Raw genomic sequence first — 18,896 nt, 5'->3', positions numbered from 1 at the left:
TTCCTGCAGGCCGACGAACCGATCGTGAATGCCATCGCCTCCGCCACGCCGGCCGCTGCCGCACTTTCCGGCGGCGCTTCGCCCGGCGCTTTCCCCCGCACGTCCGACACGCTCGGCCGCCCGCTGCGCGACCTGCGCCTGTCCGTGATCGATCAATGCAATTTCCGCTGCGGCTACTGCATGCCGCGCGAAAGCTTCGGCGCCGACTACGCATTCATGCCGTCGTCCGAGCGGCTGTCGTTCGCGCAACTGGAAAAGATCGCCCGCGCGTTCACATCGCTCGGCGTCGAAAAGATCCGCATCACGGGCGGCGAACCGCTGCTGCGCCGCAACCTCGAAGCGCTGATCGAACGCCTCGCCGTGCTGACGACCGTCGATGGCAAGCCCGTCGAAATCGCGCTGACGACCAACGGCTCGCTGCTGGCCGCAAAGGCGCGCACGCTGCGCGACGCGGGCCTGTCGCGCGTGACGGTCAGCCTCGATGCGCTCGACGATGCGGTGTTCCGCCGGATGAGCGACGCCGACGTGCCCGTGTCGCGCGTGCTGGCCGGCATCGAGGCCGCGCAGGCGGCCGGGCTCGCGCCGGTCAAGGTCAACGCGGTGATCGAGCGTGGCGCGAACGACGACCAGATCCTGCCGCTCGTGCGGCACTTCCGGCAGTCGGGCGTGGCCGTGCGTTTCATCGAATACATGGATGTCGGCGGCGCGAGCTTCTGGTCCGGCGACAAGGTCGTGCCGGCCGCGCGCATGCGCGAGCTGATCGACGAACACTATCCGCTCGTGCTCGTCGGCGAACCGGGGCACGACGCGACCGCGATCCGTTGCGCGCACATCGACGGTGCGGGCGAAGTCGGCTTCATCGCCAGCGTGTCGCATCCGTTTTGCGGCACCTGCTCGCGCGCCCGCGTGTCGGCCGACGGACGGCTCTACACGTGCCTGTTCGCGACGCAAGGCGCCGACCTGCGGCCCTGGCTCGACGACACCGCGTCGATCGCCGACCTCGCCACCGCCGTGCGCGAGCGCTGGACGCACCGCGACGACCGCTACTCCGAGCGCCGGGCCGCACGACCGGCCCGTGCGCCGGGCAAGACCTATCCGACCGTGCGCATGTCGCTGGTCGGCGGCTGAGGGGCTGCCGCGCGACACCGGACGCCCCGCTTACAGGAGAACCGTCATGACGACCTTCACCGAATCCCGCGCCGGGCTGCCGGACGATCCGTTGCACACCGGCAGCCCCGCTCCCGACGGCACGACCGACCCGCACCCGGACCCGCACCCCAAGCCGCCACCGTCGATTGCGGCCGGCTTTGAAGTGCGCGTGCAGTACGCGTCGATCGATGCCGGTGCCGAGCTCGCGCCGATCGTTCGCAATCCGAATGTCGGCGCGGTCGTGAATTTCCTCGGTGTCGTGCGCAACGAAGGCGACGTCGACGACGTGATCGCGCTCGAGGTCGAGCACTATCCGACGATGACCGAACAGGCGCTGTGGAGCATCGTCGAGGAAGCCAGCGCACGCTGGCGGCTCGAAGCGATCAAGATCGTGCATCGGGTCGGGCGCATTCCGCTCGGCCAGGCGGTCGTGCTGGTCGTGGTGGCCGCCGCGCATCGGGGGTCCGCGTTCGATGCGTGCGAATTCCTGATGGACTTCCTGAAGACCCACGCACCGTTCTGGAAAAAGGAGATCCGCCACGACGGCGTATCCGGCTGGGTCGAGGCGAAAGCGCACGACGACCAGGCGATGCGGCGCTGGGGCTGAGCGGGCGCGCCGCGCCCTTTCCGATTCCGCCGATTCCTTTCAAGACATCGCGATGAAACTGACGATCAAATACTTTGCAAGCATTCGCGAACAACTCGATCTCGACGAGGAAATCGTCGAGATCGATGCGCGCGAACTCACCGTCGACGCGCTGCGCGACATGCTGGCCGCGCGCGATGCGCGCAGCACGGAAGCGCTGCGGACGGACCGGCCCGTGCGCGCGGCCGTCAACCTCGAGATGGTGACGGGGGGATTCGTCGTGCGGGAGGATAGCGAGGTGGCGTTTTTTCCGCCGGTGACGGGCGGCTGACATCACGACGTGCCGGAGTGAACCCGGCATGACATCGATCGCCCGTTGCGATTCGCACGCGCTGACGTCGCTTGTCAGCCGCTCGCGGCCGGCATCGCGGCCCGGCTCGACAGATTCGCGCGGCGCGATGAGCGGGTAACGCGACGGCGGCCTCCTGCCGTCAGGAAGAAAGCCGGCACAAGGCCGGCTTCGTCGTCGAAACGCAGGATGCCGCGCTCGCCTGCTCAGCGCATGCACGCCGAGGCCAGCTTGCCGACCGTGATCACCGCCTGCTCGATTTCCGGCGACCACGGGCTGCTGTAGTTCAGCCGGATGAAATTCCGGTAGCTGTCCGTGATCGAGAACATGTAGCCGGGCCCGATCGTGATCCCCTGCTCCAGCGCGAGCTGGTACAGCCGCATCGCATCGACCTGCGCGGGCAACTCGACCCACAGCACGTACCCGCCGGCCGGGCTCGAGATGCGCGTGCCTTCCGGGAAGAACCGCGACACCATCGCGCGCATCAGGTTCGCCTGCTGCGCATACGCCTTGCGAATCCGCCTCAGGTGATGCTCGTAGCCGTCGCGTTCGAGAAACTCCGCGATCGCGAGCTGCGGCAGCGACGGCGTCGCGAGCGTGTTCAGGAATTTCAGCTTCTCGACCTGGTCGCGATAGCGGCCCGGCAGCGCCCAGCCGATCCGGTACGCGGCCGTCAGGCTCTTCGAGAACGACGAACAATGCAGTACGATCCCGCTGCGGTCGTAGGACTTCAGCGAACTCGGATGCGCATCGCCGAAATACAGTTCGTTGTACACGCCATTCTCGATCAGCGGCATCCCGGCCTTCGCGGCGAACTCGACCAGCTCGCGCTTGCGCTCGTCCGGCATCTGGAAGCCGAGCGGGTTCTGGAAGTTCGGCATCACCATGCAGGCGGCGATCGGCTGCGACTTCGCAATCGCGGCCAGCGCCGCGATGTCGATTCCGTATTCCGGATGCGTCGCCACCTCGATCGCCTTCATCCCCATCCGCTCGATCGCGTGCAGCATCGCGTAGAACGTCGGCGATTCCACCGCGATCGTGTCGCCTGGCTTCGCAACGGCCTGCAGGCACAGGTTGATCGCCTCCGTCGCGCCGACCGTCACGATGATCTCGTTCGGATCCACCGACATTCCGTTTTCCAGGTAGCGTCGCGCGATCTGCCGGATCAGCCGTGGATGCCCCGGCGGCAGCCCGTCCGTCACGCCCCACAGCGACTTGTCGCGGCCGGCCGCATACGCGTAGCGGTTCAGCTTCTCGAACGGGAACAGGCTCGGGTCCGGATACGGCGAGCCGAGCGGCACCGCGTCGTCGGTGCCGATCGCGCGCAGCGTCGACAGCACCAGCCGGCTCACGTCGACCGACGACGAGATCGCGATCGGCTTCGACGGCCGCAGCTCGCGCACCGGCGCATGGCCGTCGTCACGCCGCAGGTTCACGAAATAGCCCGACTGCGGCCGGCTTTCGAGCAACCCGCGGCTTTCCAGCAGCAGGTACGCGTGCAGCACGGTCGTGATGCTGATCCGGTGCTGCTGGCTCGCCTGCCGCACCGACGGAATCCGGTCGCCGTGCCGGTACACGCCCTGGCGGATCAGGCGCTCGATGTCGTCCGCGAGTTTTTCATAGAGCTTCATCGCGCGCCCCCCGCCGGCCTGCGCCGCCGTGCCGCCCTGCCGCGCGCGTCCGGCACGCACGTGTTCTGCCCGCCGACCAGGCCGTCGTGATTCCTGATCTTTCCCTCCGGATTTGCCTTTTCCATCGCACTGGCTCGCTCTTGAAGAAGCGCCAACAGGGTTCCGGTACGACTGGATCTGCGGCACTGTGCACTTGATGATGGAATCTTAAGAGCAGAACAGTTGGCGGCGAGTACACACATCGACCACGCGGACAAGAGTACAGTTCGGCGCGAATCGCGTATCGCGAGAAAACTGTACGTCTTATGAAATGGCCGGACGGACGGGAGCCTTGCGCGGCGTGGCGGGATCGGCCCGGAACGCCCGCCGCACGGCCTTTCGCCCGATTGCCGTAATTGGGGTGCAATACTGTGCGGCCGCACGGTTTTCATTGTCCGGAGCCAGACCATGCAATCCACGATCGAACAGACAGCCTGGCTCGGCGGCGCCATCCGCGCCGTTCGGCAAGTACAGAAGCACTGGCGCACGTACGAGGCGTCCGGCCGCGTCGGCGCCTGGCCATCGCGCGCCGTCGGCAAGGAGACCGCCCATGGCTGATCGAGACCTCGCCGCGCAGCTCGTCGCGCGGCTGACCGGCACCGCGGACCATCCGCGCTTCACCGGCGCGCCGCTCGACCTGTCGACGCTCGACGCATCGTCGCTGGGCGCCGTCTGGCCGGCGCTGCGTCGTGTCGAGCACGACCTCATGCGGCGCGACCACGCGTACGACGACCCGCGCGCCGAATTTGCGCGCTGGCTGCACGGGCAGATCGATGCGCTCGGCCTCGTGCCGCTCGTCGACGCCGATGCGGCGCTCGAACTGTTTCGCGACATTCCTCCCGGCGGATGGCAGCGCGCGCTGGAGGATCTACCCTGCCTCGACGCGCTGCCGTCGCCCGCGCTGCAGGCCGAACTCGCCCGCATCGCGGGCGAACCGGAGGAAGGCGGGATGCGCGCGGCGTCCGCGTATGGCGCCTATGCGCTCGACTGGTTCGCCGGCCGCCGGGACTTCTCGGCGCGACGCGACGCGTATGCCCAAGCGCTGGCGGATTCGCCGTTTCGCGTGCGCGAACTCGACGTGCTGCCCGAACTCGGGCCGGCCGCGCTGCTCGCGCTGGCCGCGACGAACGACGGCTACTTCGCGCCGAAGCGGCTGTGGCTCGACCTCAGCGATCCCGCTGTCACGCTCGCGGAAGACGCCGCGTATGTCGCGTTCGCGCGCGACGCACTGACCGAGGCCGCGCGGCAGGTCGCGGCGCTCCATTCGGGCGCCGTGCCCTACGAGGCCGATCGCGCGTTCACGACCGACGACGCGCAGGTCGTCGCGCGCGCCGCGCGCGTGGCCGCCTATCGCGACGAAGCGTGGCTGCGCCCGCTGATCGGGCCGTTGCTGACCGGCGTGTGCGTCGCGCCGACGGCCGCGAAGACCGTGCCGTCGCAGTCGCTTGCGATCGCACTCGGCCACGCGGTCGAGGCGATCCCGACACCCGAGAGCGTGCGTGCGCTACGCGATGCGCTCGCCATCGTGCGTCATGCCGGCGTGCAGAAGAAACTCGCGCGCAACCTGAAGCCGGCCGAACGCGCGCTCGGCGAGCGGCCGCACACCGCGCTGCGCATGACGCTCGACGCGAAGCCCGACAAGAAGCAGCTTGCGATGCTCGCCACGTGCATGGAAGCCGGCTTCTGGCAGTCGATGACGCTCGGCCATGCCGAATGGCGCGAGCGCCTCGTCGATGCGCCGGCCGGCGCGGCGTTCGCCGCACGCATGATCTGGCACGCGCGCGGCCCCGATGGGTCGACGCATTCGTTCATGCCGGACATCGCGCAAGGCAAGGTCGTGCTGCGCGACGTGGCCGGGCACGCGATCGACGTCGCCGACGACAGCGAGATCAGGCTATGGCACCCGTTGCTGGCCGACGCGCACGAGCGACTCGCGTGGCAACGCGCGATCGTCGGCCGCACGCTGCGGCAACCGGTCAGGCAGGCCTTCCGCGAATACTACGTGCCGGCCGACGGCGACGCGACGGCCAGCGAGTCCGCGATGTTCGAAGGCCACGTGCTGTCGAGCCGGCCGCTGATTGGCGTCGCGCGCCGCGAAGGCTGGTCGATCCGCGCGTACGACGACGGGCTCGTCCGCGAATTCGGCGACGTGCGCGCGACCTTCTTCGTCGATGCGCGGCTCTATCCGGGATCGGAAAGCCACGGCACGTCGCGCCGGCTGCACTTCGAACGCCGGCACGACCGGCGCTGGGTGCCGCTGCCGATCGGCGAGATCGATCGTGTCGTGTTCTCGGAAGTCGCGCGCGCCGTCGACCTGCTCGTGAGCGTCGCCGCATTCGCGCTCGACGACGACGCGACGCGCGCGGCCGCCGCCGCACTCACGGTCGACCCGGTGCGCCAGCGCGAACGCGAAGCGCAACGCTGGCAGCGCCTGAACCGGTTGTCGGATGTGCCGCTGGGCACGATGGCGCAGCATCGCCGGCACGTGCTGTCGCTGGTGTTCGCCGAGCCGGTGGCGCAAGGGAAGATGACGATCGACGAACGCCATGTGCGCGTCGGCGCGTGGTCGGTGCATTGCGCGACCGGGCGCGTGATGCGCGACGGCGAACCTGTCGAACCCGCGATCGAGCCGCCGCCGTCGCCGCTGCGCGCGGTGCCGTGGCTGCCTTACGACGAAGCGCTGCTGCAGCGGATCGTCGATGTGGTGGCGGGGTTGCTCGACTGAGCGGCCGCCGTCAGATCGAACCGAACAGCGCGCGCGGCCGGTCCTTCAACGTGCCGGCGAGAATCCGCAGGTCGTTGACGAGTTCGTCGCGCGTGACCGGGAAGATCTCGTTCGACGCGCGCGGCGACCTGATCAAGCCGCCGTACACGCTGTTCCGCGTCGAACAGGGGCAGTGGCGCAGCATCCGCACGGTCGGCGGCGCGTCGCACTGATCGACGCCGAGCAGCCGGCAGCAGGCGGCGTCACCGCGCCGCCTGCTGCCGCTGCACCTCCTGCGCTTTCATCTGCATATACGCGCCGCGCTCGACCTCGTGCAGTTGCTGCGGATACTGCTCGGTCGCGTCGAACCAGCGCGCGAGGCGCTGGTCGAGCGGCTTGTCGAGCGTCGCGAGATAGGTATCGATCGCGAGGTAGTAGCGCATCGTGTTGCGCTCCAGCAGCCCGCGCACGCCGCCGATGTACTGCGGCTGCGCGGCCGATCCGCCACCGATGTTCGTGAAGCCGACCTTGTCGCTGCCGACGGTCGCCAGGTAGGTCTTCATCGCCATGCGGCCCACGGTGCCGAAGCCATACGAATACGTCAGGTGCAGGAACGTGCGCGACGCGCCGACCGGCACGGCCTCCAGCGCGATCCGGTAATCCTTCGTGCCCATCGGGCCGCTGTCGGCGGTCAGGTCGACCTGGAAATAGTCGGGCGTCGCGGCCGCCACGCGATAGCGGAACTGCACGCGATAGGTGTCCGACAGCTTCTGCTGGATCTTGCGGCCGAGGTTCACGTCGAGCACCGGGCCGTTGCTGCCGGTCGACGCATGGCAATACTTCGTGTTCAGGTGCAGGATCAGCACCGCGCACCAGTTCGCGGGGCCCTGCGCGGGATCGTCGAGCTGGCCGCTCACGACCGCGTACGGATAGTCGACCAGCGCGTAGATGTCGCCCTTCAGCGACGACGACGCTTCCGCCGATTCGAGGACCAGCGGCCGGTGGAACGCGTTGTCCTTCAGTTGCGCGCCGAGGCTGCGGTAACGCTCGAGCAGCGTCGCCGCATCGTCCGCGCCGAACGACTGCGCACTCCAGCCGACGCATAAGGCCGCGACGAACGCGTGCCAGGCGCGACGAGCAAGCCGCCTGCCGCGCGGATCTCCGGATGTCTTCATTCTTGTGCTCCCGCCTGGCGCGCGAGGGTCGCGCACATGTTTCACAGAATACGCCTGGCCGCAGCGCAACAATGCACGCGAATGGGCCGTTATCGGCTCCGCTTCACCGGCACCGGCAACTGCGCGGCGGTGATCCGGATCAGTGCCGACAGCCATTCGCGATCGTCCCAGCGCTCGCCGCCGATCACGAGGTGCGGTTTCGCGGCCGGATACGGCGAACCCTCTTCGCACGTGCCGAGAAACGCGCGGCCTTCTGCCGTGGGTTTGACAAACAGCCGATCGTCGCAGACGAGCGCGACCATCTTGCCGTCGCAATAGATGCCGTACTCGCCGAACATCTTGCGCGCCGATACGGTGCCGGCCGCCGCCATCTGCTCGACGATGAAATCGACCGTGCCTTGGCTCGATGCCATCCGCCGCTCCTTTCAAAAAGTTTATGACTGTCGTGTGCGACGGACCGTTCCGCACGATGGGTGAATCCCGCTGCGGTGCGGCATTCATTCGTCGGCGGAACGCGGATTCACGCGCGGGCGGCAAGGCTTGCCGGCCCATGACGCCCTGCGCCCTGCGCCGTGACAGTTGCATGACGGTGCAACATCCAGTCCGCGCTGAAAACTGCGCTGCTTGTTTTCCGTCCGGCCGAAACCGCACGCATTCGCCAGCGCCGCACCACGGCCGCTCCACGTTCGAGCGTGGCGCGGAAACGCGCGCGGCACGACACGCGCCGACAGCAGACATGCCCGCACGCGACCGCAGCAGCAGCCCGACCGGAACGATGCCGTTACTTGTCCGCCGCAAACGCACTCGACATCTGCCTCGCCCGCTTCACGTCGTCGCCGTGCAGATAAATCGACGTCGTCGAAATCGATGCATGCCGCAAGTTGTCGCGCACGGTGGTCAACTCCGCGCCGCGCGCCAGCGCATGCGTCGCATGCGTATGACGCATCCAGTGCGGGCTTGCCTGCCGCAACTTCTGCGCGAGTGCGGGGTTGTCGGCATCGACTTGATCGGCCGTCTGCGCGAAGAAACGCTGCATCACCTTCCACAGCCGCACGCTCGTGATCGCGGCCGCGCCGTCTTCCGCGAGGCTCGGGATCAGCGGCGTGTCGGGCCGCCAGCGTGACGGCGTGACCGGCAGCCGGCGTGCGACCAGGAAACGGTCGAGCGCCGTGCGCGCGAGCGGCGGCAGCGCGACGCGTGCGGCCTTGCTGCCCTTGCCGATCACCTTCAGCCACGCGTCGCCGTGCGCATCGGTCTCGATGCCGCCGAGCGTCGCACCGACCAGTTCACTCGCACGCAGCCCGGTCGCATAGCCGAAATCGAGAATGAAACGCAGCCGTTGCGCGGCGGCCGGCGTCCAGCCCGACTGCGGCGCGGCCATCGTGCCCTTGCGGAACTCGAGCCCGTCGGCGATCGTGCGTACGAGCAGCCACTCGCCTTCGGTGAACGCATGCGACGTGTCGAGTGCGCTCGCGCCGCGCGTGTCGCGCACCTTGACGCCCGCGAACGGATTCGCGAGCAGGTAGCGCTGCTCGATCAGCCAGCGGAACAGCGCGCCGAGCACCGACAGCGTGTACGCGGCCGAGCGGGCGGACAGCGCGCCCGAGAACGGCCGCCAGTCCGGCGCACCGCGCGGCCGCACGGGCCCGACCCAGCGCTCGTGTGGCGTCGGGCGCCGCACGAACGCGCGATACGCGAGCGCATCCTCGGTCGTCAGCGACGACAGCGCGCGGCCGCGCTCGACGATCGCCCACAGGATCAGCCGCTCGGCCTCCTTCCGGTATGCACGCCGCGTCGCGGCCGATTCGTGCAGCGACAGCCACGCGTGCACGGCCGCGTAGTCGTTGTCCGCATCGAGTGTGCTGGTCGCGCGCGGCGCGCGGAACGTGCCGGCCGAACCGTCGACCTCGTGCGGCAGCTTCAGGTGCTCCCACGGCACGATGCTGCCGCGCGGCGTCGCCGCGATCAGCGCGCGCGCCCGTTCGGTCAGTTCCGGATGCGCGGCGAAAAACGCCTCGATGTGCCGCGCGCCCGCCACGCCGAGGCCCGCGATCGCGCGCCACCACTGGCGCCGGCGCGGAATCCGCACCGTGAGATCGGCGAGCGTCGCGATCCCGTGCGCACGCAACGCGACGACCGCGCGTGCGGGCAGCCACCGGCCGACGTCGTCGCTGATCTGCGGGACCGGCGCGCGCGCATGACGCAGCTGGCCGATCGCTTCCGCGGCAGCCTTCGCCTCCTGCAAACGCTCACCGTCGGCATGACCGAGCCGCTCCGCGAGATCGGGCCGGCCAACCTGCCGCGCGACGCGCACGAGGCGGCGCCGGATGCCGCCGATCACGCCGCGCGCCGACCGTCCTTCGCCAAGCCGATCGGGCAGATAGCGCTCGACGGCCTGGCGCACGGTCATGCCCGCGTACCACGCGCGCAGCGCGGCCAGTTCGTCGGCGTCGGGAAAGCCTGCGGGCGCAGGCGCGGCATCGGAGGCAGGCGGTGAGGCGAGACGCGGTTTCATAGGCGCCAGTTTGACAGAAGCGCGCGCGGCCGCAAACGTCGCGCGTGGCGCGCCGGGCAGGATACGCGTTCGCGAGCGAAACGCTCGACACCGCCTGTTATGCTGCGCACTGCATTCGCGCGTCGCCCGTCCGCCGCTTCCTCGCATCACGTCGCGGCGGGCGGGATCCGCATTGACTTGCGCTGGACGGTCTGGCCATCCGTATCGGTATCCGCAGCGGGATATCGAAGGTCGCGCGGTTCGTTCGGCGCATTTCCGGCCGTCGGTCAATCACACCTTTACCAACAAGAACCGCCATTTCATGACATCCCGCCTGCTTGCCGCGCTCGTTGCCGCGGCCTTGAGCTGCACCGCCCTGCCCGCCGCCTTCGCACGCACCTACGTCGCGCCGACGGCGTCGCTCGGAACAGGGGCCTACGTTCACCAGTTCGTGTTGCGCGACCCCGTCACGCGCGAGCCGCTGCCGAATGCGCGCTACCGGCTGTTCCTGCCCGGTCAGGTCATCGCGGGGCTGCCCGTCAAGCCGGAGCAGCACGACAGCGTGATCTTCGGCACGACCGACGCGGCCGGGCGCACCGTCCGGGTCCGACTGCCGAAACGGCATCCGGAGAAGCAATGGGTGTTCAACCCGATCGTCGGCGACGGCGATCTGGGCGAATCGTTCCGGCTGGTCGACCCGGGCGGCACGGCGCCGCTCGGCCATTTCCCGTACGTGCTGGACGTGGAGAACGAATATCTCGCGTGCGGCTATTCGGATGCGAACGGCTACACCTACTACGCGCAAACCCACACGCCGCGAAGCGTCAATCTTTACACCGGCACGCTGGCCGGATCGGCCGACGCCGACTGGTGCGCGGGCCCGGGCCTGACCATCGCGAACAGCGCGAACACGCCGGGCACGCCTGACCTGTACACGCAATACCTCGGCAGCCTGGTCGCCAACGGCGACCGGATCAGCAGCGAATTGCGGCAGCAGATCGTCGCCAAGCTGCTGTCGCTCGCGATCGCCGAACGCGACGAGGGCCGCGTGGCCGCCGCGCTCGATTTCGACAGGATTCCAGACGATCACCTGAACAACATCGGCTACCAGCTCGCCGACGCCGGCATCGCGGTCGAGCGCGGGCTCGCGATGATCGACGCGCATCTCGCGCAATCACCGGACGATGCGTATGCGCTCGACAGCAAGGGCTGGGCGCTGTATCGGCTCGGCCGCAACGACGAAGCGCTCACTTGGTTCGATCGCTCGATCGCGATCTTCGCGAAGGACGGCGACACGGACGAGGACGCGAGCGAAGCCTATGCGACCGGGCTGACGCACAAGGGCGAAGTGCTGTGGAAACTGGGCCGCCGGAATGAAGCGCGCGAAGCGTTCGCGCAGGCGCGGAAGGTTCAGCCGAAGAACGGGGAACTGGCGGAAACGTTGAAGCGGCTGAACGTGCAGGCGAGCCCGGACAGCGCGGCGCCGCCCGGTACGAGCGGCACGTAACGGCACGCGCCGCGAGCCGTGATCGTCGGGACAACGCCGGTCGCGGCTGGCATGGATCGTCGCGGGACGGCATGTCGACGTTCCCGGACGCGTTCACCCTCCATCGCGTGAGCGTTGGCGGCAAGGCGCTGCTTCGTGCCTACGCGCATTCCTATGCAACGCAACGCGTCACTCCTCGCCTTTCGCGCCCGGATTGAGCATCACGACAAAGCCCGCCACGCCGACGACCAGCGCGATCGCGCCGCCGCGCAGCGCCGTCGTGTTGTCGAACAGCAGCCCCGACACGACGGCCATCATCCCCGCGAGCGACACGAACACGGCGATCGCCGCGACGACGATCCGGGACTGGCGGCGTATCATCGCGCGCGCCCGGCCGCTCAAGCGGCGGCAGCCGTAGCCGCGAGGTCGTGATCGTCGCCGCGAATCAGCAGCACCGGGCACGTCGAGCCGCGCACGAAGCGCTCGGCCACGCTGCCGAGCAGCACGCGCCGGATACCGCGCCGCCCGTGCGTGCCGACCACCGCGAGATCGATCCCGCCTTCCTTCACGTAGCGCTGCAGGCGTTCCGCGATGTCCTCGCCGATGCTCTCGGTCTCGACGAGTTCGGCCTCGCCCTTCGCACCGGCCAGCGCGATGACCTGTTCGGCTTCGCGCAACACCTTGCGCCCGTCGTCGCGCAGTTCCTCGACCAGCGCGTGCGGGTCGAGACGGCCCGCGTAGTTAAAGAGCACCGACATGTCGACGACGTACACGGCACTGACGTGCGTGTCGCCTGCCAGCGCGACCTTCACTGCCTCGGCCAGCGCCTGTTTCGACGAAGCGCTGCCGTCGACGGCCACCATGATCTTCTTGTACATGCGAACCTCACTGGGGTGAATGGCCGCGCGTCCGATCGCACACGGCCTGTCACCATCATCGGCGGACGGCGGGCTCGAATGTTGACGGCGATCAAGGTCGACCGGGAGCCGCACGTGCGGCAAAGCGACGCGACGGGCAGCCGATCCATCCCGCTCGCGGCAAGGTCGCAAACCCGGCTGGCCAGGAAACCGAAACAGCCGGATCGAGCAGTCATCGTGCCGAAGGCGCTATCATCGAACGTGCGACTTTCGTCCGGCCCTTATTTGCCGGCCCACTTTCAACTCGCTCAACCGACATGACAACGACTACCGAACGCGTGGACGGCGCCGCCCAGCATCTCGTCGCCGCCCGCCATGCCGGCTCGCCCGGCCCGCTGCTGCCCGATGCGCTGCGCCCCGAGAACGTCGAGACCGCCCTCGCGATCCAGCAGCGCGTGGCCGACCTGCTCGGCGAACCCGTCGGCGGCTGGAAATGCGCGCTGCCGCCGCCCGACCGCGTGATCCTCGCACCGATTTTCGCGTCGACGATCCGCGAGGCCGATGCGCCGTACCGCGTCGTCGGCGGGCCGATCGTGCGGATCGAACCGGAAATCGCGTTCGTGCTCGATCGCGACCTGCCCGCGCGCGGCGAGCCGTACGGCGAACAGGACGTGCGCGACGCGATCCGCGAAGTGCGCATCGTGCTCGAAGTGCTCGGCTGCCGCTATGCGGAGCCCACGCGCGCGTCGAAGTTCGAGCTGCTGGCCGACGGGCAATTCAACCAGGGGCTGTGCGTCGGCCCGGTCGTGCCCGACGGGCTGAACGTGCCGCTCGAGACGCTGGCGCTGTCGTTCGAGGGCGCGCTGAACCGCGCGATCGACGGCCGCCATCCGGATGGCGATCCGCTGAAACCGCTGGTGTGGCTCGTCAATTTCCTCGCCTCGCGCGGCGACGCCGTGCGCGCCGGGCAGATCGTGACGACCGGTTCGTACGCGGGCGCGATCGACGTGCCGCTCGGCGATGCGCTGACGGTGCGATTCGGCGAACTCGGCAGCCTGTCGGTGACGTTGACGGCGTGATGCGCGGGGCGCGCGGGCACGGCTGAGCGGGCGGGTCGTTGCCCCGTTGCCCGCAGGGTGACGGCCGCGCCCCTCGCGTGGCCCGCTTTGTGGCCGGTGTCACGTGCGTTGCTACCCGCGGTGCCGTGAAGGCAGCGTCATCGCGGCCACGCCGACGATGAGCGAGCCGGCGTCGGCCGGCCGCGAGACGAAACCCTGACCATCGAAACGTTGACCAGGAACATCGCTCGCGACTGATGCCGCGCGCCCCGGCGTCAAGCCTCCTTCGCAACGACACGCCCCGTATCCCGCCCGTCCCGGCGTGATAACGTTGCACATCATTGCGCGCGCAAGCCCGAACCTCGGGCATGTGCGCCGCCTCCACGCCGATACCGACCATGTCGCTGACACCGCTTCCCGCCCTGCTCGACGAAACACTGCGCACCGTCGCGCGCCGCTACCGGCTGCCGCCGCTCGACAGCGCGTCGTCGCCGGCCGACGCCGCCAACCCGGCCGCCACGCTCGCGATCGTGATCGAGGAAGCGCGCAGGATGCGAAGCGGCGGACAGACGCCCGACGCGGTACTGCGGCAGCGCTTCGTCGACGCCCTCGCGCAGATGATCCGGGATGCAATGGACACGCGCGCCGGCGATCCCGCCTTTCAGGCCGCGGTACTGCGGCACGATGCGCCGAGCGTGCGCGAATACGCGTCGTTGTCCGCGCGCGCCGAGCAGGACCGCCGCGCGCTGCACTCGGCCGTCAACGCGATCGCGCATCCGGCCAAGCTCGAGCGCAGCGCCCGCCCGTGGCAACGCGACGGGCTCGCGCGGCTGCATGCGGCGGCCGCCGCCGCGTCGTGGGCCGAACTGCACGACACGCTGCGGCAACTGCTCGCGCTACCCGACATGGCGACCGACGCCGCGTTCGAGCAGGACATCGTCAAGCTGAAAGACAGCGCAGCGCTCGAGCGCATGCTGCGCGTCGACGCACTGGCGTCGGACGAGCACGTGCGTCGCTACCGTGCGCTCTGGGTACGCCAGGGCCCGCTCGAAGGCAGCACCGTCGCCGTCGCGCAGGGCGTCGCGTCGCAGCAACGCGGCGCGGCCGTCGAAGCGCTGGCCGCACAGGCGCTCGACGCGCTGGCCCGCCGGCTCGACGCCGTCGACGCGCACCGCACGTACCGGGTGGTGACGTCGATGCGTGTACCGTCATCGATACCGGGCCGCCACGATCGCGCGAAAACCGAATGGGACGCGATCCTGCTCGAACGCACGCGCGACGATGATCCGGCGCCCGCGTGGAACGTGCGTTTCCTCGTCGAGGCGAAGGCGTCCGCGGATGCCGCGACGACCGACCTGCCGCGGCTGCTGCGCGGCCTGAACCTGCTCGCGCAGGCCGACCCGGACACGATCTATTCGTTCGAGACGCACCAGGGCACGGTGCGCGTGCACGGCGCGTCGCTGCACGCGCTGACGACCGACGAAGCGACGCTGCCACGGGAAGTGCTCTATTGCTGCGAGGCCTCCGCCGACGCGACGCCGCGCCTGCTGGGCGCCGCAAGCCGGATGCAGCTGCTGTCGGCGCAAGCCAGCCTCGAATACGCGAGCGCGCTCGCGCAGCGGCCGGATGCCGATCCGGGCGGCCTCGGCGTCGTCTGGCACGCGCTGCTGACGCTGCCGCAATGGCATGCCGTGCTGCACCAGTACCCGTCGTTGCGGCAGGTCCGCGAGCTGATGGTGGCGATCGACGACTTGCGGGCCGCGATCGACGATGTGGCCGACGACGGCGTCGCCAGCAGCGTGTACGCGTAAGACGGGAACCGAGCCGGCCATCGACACGGCTTGCCCGCCGGCGCGCACCGGCCACCGATGCGCCCGGCCACGGCCCGCACCTGCGAAATTCGTGCATCCAGTGCGGTACGATACGCGCCGGGGCGAAAACGCCTCACCTGAGAGACCGGCCGCTGCGGCCCCACACCCGGCACAAGAAAAACATGCCCAAACACCCATTGCTGCACCGACGCCTGTTCGCCGCGCTAGCGGCCAGCCTGTTCTGGATTCCGGCCGCCCATGCCAGCGGCGACGACGGCTGCTATGCGCCGACCACGCTCCGGCAGACCGCCTACTCCTGCGCCAACGTGCCGATGCTGAGCCCCGCGAACGACACGCGCATCAACGCGATGCTGATGATGGTCGACAGCGCCAAGGTCGCGCAGGCGTTTCCGGATCCGAAGACGATCCCGGCGAAAGACCGGATCAACCAGATCATCGTGCCGTTTCCGATGGACTTCTCCGGATGGATCTATATCGGGCAGAAGGCGCCCGATAAAGATGGCAACGCAACGGATGCCGAAACGCCGTCGAACCAGTACGCCGACGGCGAAGGCAGCATCTGCCGCAGCATGGCCTCGGGCGCCGACGCGTTCAACGACGCACTGGGCGGTGCCGGCAGCCTCCCCGCCGATGAAGCCGCGCGCCTGCGCGCGGCACGCGCCGACATCGCGCAGAAGACCTGCGCCGCCGGCGGCGCAAGCGCCGCCTGGACGAAACCGCCGGTCAAGTCGCCGCTCGGCCAGCAGTTCGCCGCGTACCTCGACGGCACGAACGCGTTCTACCGCGCCGACTTCCTCACCGCGACCAAGGCCTTCGCGAGCGCGTCGCACAGCGCGAACCCGTGGCTGAAGGAAACCGGCCTCTATATGGCCGGGCGCGCGCAGCTGAACGCCGCGCAGGCCAACGTGTTCGGCAACGACAGCCCCACGCCGTCGCGCGACCGCGTGGAGAAGGTGTCGCTCGACGCCGCGAATACAGTGTTTCGCACTTACCTGAAGGTGTATCCGCAGGGGCGCTATGCGACCTCCGCGACGGGGCTGTTGCGGCGTGTCGCGTGGCTCGGCGGCAACGTGACGCAGCAGGCCGACCTGTACGGCCACGCGCTCGCGCGCTGGTCGCCGGCGACGTCGAACGTGCCGCTGATCCAGCTGGCGAACGAACTCGACAGCAAGCTGCTGTTCGGGCCGGAATTCGACGCGCGCCAGATCCAGTCGCCGACCGTGCTCGCGACCGTCGACCTGCTGCGCATGCGCACGTCGGACAGCAGCGATTCGAGCCGCAAGCCCCTGACGCTGGACGACCTGCAGGCGCAGAAGCCGCGCTTCGCGAACGCGCCCGCGCTCTACGACTACCTGCTCGCAACCTGGTATGTCCAGCTCGGCCGCAAGCCGGACGCCGCGCTCGCGTTGCTGCCGCAGACACCCTCCGAGCCGCTCGACTACTTCGGCCTGAGCCAGCAGGCGCTGCGCGGATTCGCGCTGGAGGACAGCGGCCAGACCGACAAGGCGCGCCAGCTGTGGCGCGACCTGATCCCGCTCGCCAAATTCCGCTTCCAGCGCGAAGCGCTGGAACTCGCGCTCGCGATCAACCTGGAGCAGGCCGGGCTCGTCAACGACGCGTTCGCCGACGATTCGCCGGTGCAGAACGCCGCGATCCGCGCGGTGCTGCTGCAACGCTCGGCCAATGCGGACCTGCTGCGCGCGCAGGCGCAAAACCAGGCGGCCGGCGGCGCGCTGCGCGACACCGCGCTGTATACGCTGCTGTACAAGGAACTCACGCGTTCGCACTACGGCGAGTTCATCGCGGACGCCGCGCTCGTGTCCGGCAAGCCTGCCGATCCGTTGAAGCCGTTCGTCGCAGCCGGTGCGAAAAACGAAGACGGTTATCCGTGCCCGTCCGCGAACGACATCGCCGCGGCGCTCCAGCAGAATCCCGCCGATGCGAAGGGGCTGAACTGTCTCGCCGATTTCGTGCGCCTGCACCCGCCCGCTGCCGGCCTCGAAAGCGATCCGGTGCCGCCGTGGCTGCGCAACGCGTCGGCGGCCTCCGCCACGCGCATCCCGCCGACGCTCGGCGGGGCGCCGTCGCAGTTCCCGGGCAAGCCGTACGAGCGGATGTCGAGCTACGTGACGGTGATGGCCGATGCGCAGGCGAACCCGAACGACCGCGCCTACGCGTACTACCGCGCGATCAAGTGCTATGCGCCGGCCGGCTACAACGAATGCGGCGGCAAGGACGTGCCGAAGAACACGCGCAAGCGCTGGTTCGATGCGCTGAAGGCCAGCTACCCGGGCAGCCCGTGGGCGCAGAAACTTCGCTACTACTGGTGAGCGCCGCGTGACGCGTATCGCGTACCTGGCGTGCGTCGCACTGCTGCTGGCCGGACGCGTCGTACTGGCCGGCACCGTCGATGCCGCACGGTACGACGCGTTCTGGCTATGGGCGGGCGTCAAGCCGCAGGCGGTCGTGCGCGGCGCACGCACCGTCTACGTGCTGCAGGGGCAGATCGAGGCATCGCCGCGGGACGAGTCGCAGGTCCGCGTGATCGCGCAGGGCGTCGCACTGCCGCCCGCCCCGCAGGCGCGCGTGTGGCTCGTCTATCGTGCGCATACGCTGCGCTGGACGCCGCGCGTCACGCAGATCATGCTCGCGCAGCTCACGCGCTGGCGCGCATCGGGCCGCACGATTACCGGCATCCAGATCGACTTCGATGCGCGCACGCGCCACCTGCAGGATTACCTCGAATTCCTGCGGTCGCTGCGCGAGACGCTGCCCACCGATTCCCGGCTGAGCATCACGGGGCTGCTCGACTGGAGCAGCCGCATCGATACCGACCAGGTCAACCAGCTCAGGGGGATCGTCGACGAAGTGGTCGTGCAGACCTACCAGGGCCGCAGCACGATCCCCGACTACGCGGACTACCTGCCGCGCGTCGCGCGGCTGCAGTTGCCGTTTCGCATCGGCATCATCCAGGGCGGCGAATGGGACGCGCCGCCGTACCTCGCGACGAACCCGTGGTTCCGCGGCTACGTCGTGTTCCTGCGCAACGGCTAGCGGGAAACACGCGGCGGCGTCGAACCCGCCCGTGCTCCGGATTCATTCCGGGCGCGGCGAACCCGCATCCACGTACACCCACGCGACGACACCCGATTCGAGCACGACGCGATCGCGGCGATACGCGTCGACTTCGTAGTCGTCCGCGTGCTGCAGCTCTTCCCGCGTGATCGCAAACACGGTGCCCGTTACACGATCGGCGGACTGGCCGGTATAGGCCGCCACCGGATGATGCGTCTTCCCGCTCGTCGCGACCACTTCCGGGTCGTCGATCTTCAGCATCGTCATCGCGTAGCCGGGCATCGCATCCTCACGGCCGTCGAGCTTGCGGCCGAAGGTCGCGAGCTGCACCGGTTCGAGTTGCAGCGTGCCATATGAAAAGAGGTGCTCGGAGAAAGTCGGGGCGGTGCCGGACATGATCGAACTCGATAAAGGAGTGGAGGCAAGCGAAGCGTGGCGCAGATCGCCGATTGACGACGCGA

Annotated in this window: 17 protein-coding genes; 10 read left to right on the top strand and 7 right to left on the bottom strand. The window is 69.1% G+C overall.

The features are described from left to right. Nucleotides 1–3: 3 nt before the first annotated feature. Genes moaA through moaD form a run of 3 tightly spaced genes read left to right on the top strand, consistent with a single transcriptional unit; the run spans nucleotide 4 to nucleotide 2,066 of the window. Nucleotides 4–1,128, top strand: a complete 1,125-nt coding sequence (gene moaA, locus HWX36_RS10815; protein ID WP_175952189.1) for a GTP 3',8-cyclase MoaA — start codon at nucleotides 4–6, stop codon at nucleotides 1,126–1,128. A 46-nt stretch (nucleotides 1,129–1,174) separates the two neighbouring features. Continuing rightward, entirely contained in the window at nucleotides 1,175–1,756 is a 582-nt protein-coding gene (locus HWX36_RS10810; protein ID WP_175952079.1) for a molybdenum cofactor biosynthesis protein MoaE, read from the top strand. Nucleotides 1,757–1,808: 52 nt separating this feature from the next. Next, a complete protein-coding gene (gene moaD / locus HWX36_RS10805; RefSeq protein ID WP_175952078.1) occupies nucleotides 1,809–2,066 on the top strand; it encodes a molybdopterin converting factor subunit 1 in 258 nt (85 codons plus the stop codon). Nucleotides 2,067–2,290: 224 nt separating this feature from the next. On the opposite strand, the gene HWX36_RS10800 is transcribed toward moaD, so the two are convergent. Further along, complete coding sequence (locus HWX36_RS10800) at nucleotides 2,291–3,715, bottom strand: PLP-dependent aminotransferase family protein (protein ID WP_175952188.1); 1,425 nt, start codon at nucleotides 3,713–3,715, stop codon at nucleotides 2,291–2,293. A gap of 447 nt (nucleotides 3,716–4,162) precedes the next feature. On the opposite strand from HWX36_RS10800, the gene HWX36_RS10795 reads away from it, so the two are divergent. Both HWX36_RS10795 and HWX36_RS10790 read left to right on the top strand, forming a co-directional pair. Then, nucleotides 4,163–4,312 carry a hypothetical protein gene (locus HWX36_RS10795; RefSeq protein ID WP_175952077.1) on the top strand — a complete coding sequence of 50 codons (150 nt, stop codon included), beginning with the start codon at nucleotides 4,163–4,165 and terminating at the stop codon, nucleotides 4,310–4,312. After that, nucleotides 4,305–6,479, top strand: coding sequence for a DUF4132 domain-containing protein (locus tag HWX36_RS10790; protein WP_175952076.1), 2,175 nt, complete (start codon nucleotides 4,305–4,307; stop codon nucleotides 6,477–6,479). The genes HWX36_RS10795 and HWX36_RS10790 overlap by 8 nt, the downstream gene beginning before the upstream one ends. Before the next feature lie 242 nt (nucleotides 6,480–6,721). Here HWX36_RS10790 and HWX36_RS10780 read toward each other — a convergent pair whose 3' ends face one another. The 3 genes from HWX36_RS10780 to HWX36_RS10770 all read right to left on the bottom strand — a co-directional run bounded on the left by HWX36_RS10780 (nucleotide 6,722) and on the right by HWX36_RS10770 (nucleotide 10,148). After that, nucleotides 6,722–7,633 carry a hypothetical protein gene (locus HWX36_RS10780; RefSeq protein WP_175952075.1) on the bottom strand — a complete coding sequence of 304 codons (912 nt, stop codon included), beginning with the start codon at nucleotides 7,631–7,633 and terminating at the stop codon, nucleotides 6,722–6,724. Nucleotides 7,634–7,722: 89 nt separating this feature from the next. Next, nucleotides 7,723–8,046: a TfoX/Sxy family protein gene (locus HWX36_RS10775; protein WP_175952074.1), complete on the bottom strand. Its 324-nt coding sequence runs from the start codon at nucleotides 8,044–8,046 to the stop codon at nucleotides 7,723–7,725. 368 nt (nucleotides 8,047–8,414) lie between these two features. Beyond that, complete coding sequence (locus HWX36_RS10770) at nucleotides 8,415–10,148, bottom strand: site-specific integrase (RefSeq protein ID WP_175952073.1); 1,734 nt, start codon at nucleotides 10,146–10,148, stop codon at nucleotides 8,415–8,417. A gap of 301 nt (nucleotides 10,149–10,449) precedes the next feature. Here HWX36_RS10770 and HWX36_RS10765 point away from each other — a divergent pair, with 301 nt between their 5' ends. After that, on the top strand, nucleotides 10,450–11,634 hold the full coding sequence (locus HWX36_RS10765; protein WP_175952072.1) for a tetratricopeptide repeat protein: 1,185 nt from the start codon (nucleotides 10,450–10,452) through the stop codon (nucleotides 11,632–11,634). Nucleotides 11,635–11,802: 168 nt separating this feature from the next. Here the strand turns inward: HWX36_RS10765 and HWX36_RS10760 are convergent, their stop codons facing one another. Continuing rightward, a complete protein-coding gene (locus tag HWX36_RS10760; protein ID WP_174930093.1) occupies nucleotides 11,803–11,994 on the bottom strand; it encodes a DUF2964 family protein in 192 nt (63 codons plus the stop codon). Nucleotides 11,995–12,011: 17 nt separating this feature from the next. Further along, entirely contained in the window at nucleotides 12,012–12,491 is a 480-nt protein-coding gene (locus HWX36_RS10755) for a universal stress protein (protein WP_175952071.1), read from the bottom strand. Between the two features lie 296 nt (nucleotides 12,492–12,787). Here HWX36_RS10755 and HWX36_RS10750 point away from each other — a divergent pair, with 296 nt between their 5' ends. From HWX36_RS10750 to HWX36_RS10735, 4 genes are all read left to right on the top strand, one after another. Beyond that, the gene (locus HWX36_RS10750) at nucleotides 12,788–13,549 is read left to right on the top strand and encodes a fumarylacetoacetate hydrolase family protein (RefSeq protein ID WP_175952070.1); all 762 of its coding nucleotides are present in this window, start codon (nucleotides 12,788–12,790) and stop codon (nucleotides 13,547–13,549) included. A gap of 377 nt (nucleotides 13,550–13,926) precedes the next feature. Further along, nucleotides 13,927–15,339 (top strand): 3-deoxy-D-arabino-heptulosonate 7-phosphate synthase, encoded by a 1,413-nt coding sequence (locus HWX36_RS10745; protein WP_175952069.1) that lies wholly within the window; start codon nucleotides 13,927–13,929, stop codon nucleotides 15,337–15,339. A gap of 182 nt (nucleotides 15,340–15,521) precedes the next feature. Beyond that, complete coding sequence (locus HWX36_RS10740; RefSeq protein ID WP_175952068.1) at nucleotides 15,522–17,690, top strand: hypothetical protein; 2,169 nt, start codon at nucleotides 15,522–15,524, stop codon at nucleotides 17,688–17,690. A 16-nt stretch (nucleotides 17,691–17,706) separates the two neighbouring features. Next, entirely contained in the window at nucleotides 17,707–18,414 is a 708-nt protein-coding gene (locus tag HWX36_RS10735; RefSeq protein ID WP_175952187.1) for a DUF3142 domain-containing protein, read from the top strand. A gap of 42 nt (nucleotides 18,415–18,456) precedes the next feature. Here HWX36_RS10735 and HWX36_RS10730 read toward each other — a convergent pair whose 3' ends face one another. Beyond that, the gene (locus HWX36_RS10730; protein ID WP_175952067.1) at nucleotides 18,457–18,831 is read right to left on the bottom strand and encodes a gamma-glutamylcyclotransferase family protein; all 375 of its coding nucleotides are present in this window, start codon (nucleotides 18,829–18,831) and stop codon (nucleotides 18,457–18,459) included. Between the last annotated feature and the right edge of the window lie 65 nt (nucleotides 18,832–18,896).

Source organism: Burkholderia sp. BCC0405, from assembly GCF_902833075.1.
Classification (GTDB): domain Bacteria; phylum Pseudomonadota; class Gammaproteobacteria; order Burkholderiales; family Burkholderiaceae; genus Burkholderia.
The sequence above is the reverse complement of the archived record's forward strand: the minus strand, read 5'-3'. Positions and strand labels throughout refer to the sequence as shown.